This is a genomic window from [Clostridium] aminophilum, from assembly GCF_900101295.1.
Taxonomy (GTDB): Bacteria; Bacillota; Clostridia; order Lachnospirales; family Lachnospiraceae; genus Clostridium_R; species Clostridium_R aminophilum_A.
Window position 1 is genome coordinate 1 of record NZ_FOIL01000108.1, and the last position, 1,105, is coordinate 1,105.

Consider the following 1,105-nt stretch of genomic DNA (forward strand, 5'->3'; position numbering starts at 1 on the left):
AATGAAAGTCCAATAGACCTATTGTATATTTCAAATCTCTAAAAGAAGTTTCTATTCCCCATCTTGCCGCATATAGTTTTTTTAGCTCAGATGGCGTATAACGTTTACTATCAAGATTCGTAATTATGGTTTCATAGGAATCTTCAGAAATAGGAAATCTCACTATTCTAAACTTTAATTCATAAAATATGACTGGGTCAGATTTTTTGTTTTTAAGTGGCAAATAATCAAAAGGCTGTGTTGATGAAATACTTCGATAATGGTTCTTGTCTTTAAATAGTTTTTTCACAGCATTTGTTTTCTTCCTGGTGAGCTTTAGTGAAATGTCTACATCAAAGCTGTCCGTTTCAGGTAAATCTAGTCCTCCTTTAATTCCGTTAATGCCATCCTTTACACGTATAAGAAAAAACCATCCTTTTTCTTGTATATGAGACATGTTATTAAAAGATTCATAACCTCTATCAGCTATAACAAGAGCTTTTGGAATTTTTGAATTATCAACCATTTCTTGCAATGCACTATGCTCATTTGTATTCAATTTCCCCTGTATTATCGCATCGGTATAGATATGATTTTTTAAGTCATAAAGAGCATTTAAATGGAGTAGATTATAAGGTCTTTGACCATTTGTCCCTTGGTGATATGATGTTTGATCATCTGGATTAGTTGCTATCTGTACATCAGAACCATCCACAGCAAGAATGCGAAAATCAGTTTTAATATTATTGATAAGTTGTAATGAAAAGCCATCAAATACAGCTTTAAAAGCCTCCGGCTTAATCTTATATCGCTGTTGTACAAATGCCGATGTTGAAGGCATTTCTGAGTTCATATCAAATGCAGTAATTAGTTCATTTGTAAGGCTTTTACTTTCCATGCCTATCAGTGTTTTAATAACTGTTTCAAATGTGATTTTTCGTTTCCTAGTGAAATCTTTGCCAGACGAAACACAATACTCATTTAATTTTTCAGAAACAGCTTTTATCTCAGATAATAGAAGTTTTTTAAGATGTTTAGGTTTCATATGCGACCTCCTTGCAATCAAGATTCCCTTAATTACAAGGGCCGCTTTCGCTACATCATTATCATTCAATAGCGAAAGCGG

1 protein-coding gene is annotated in these 1,105 nt (G+C 32.9%); it reads right to left on the bottom strand.

Going from position 1 to position 1,105, the window contains the following annotated elements; all coding sequences use genetic code 11:
• The coding region (locus BMW41_RS14060; protein WP_074650844.1) for an IS4 family transposase at positions 1 to 1,024 on the bottom strand (1,024 nt) is incomplete at its 3' end.
• Between the last annotated feature and the right edge of the window lie 81 nt (positions 1,025 to 1,105).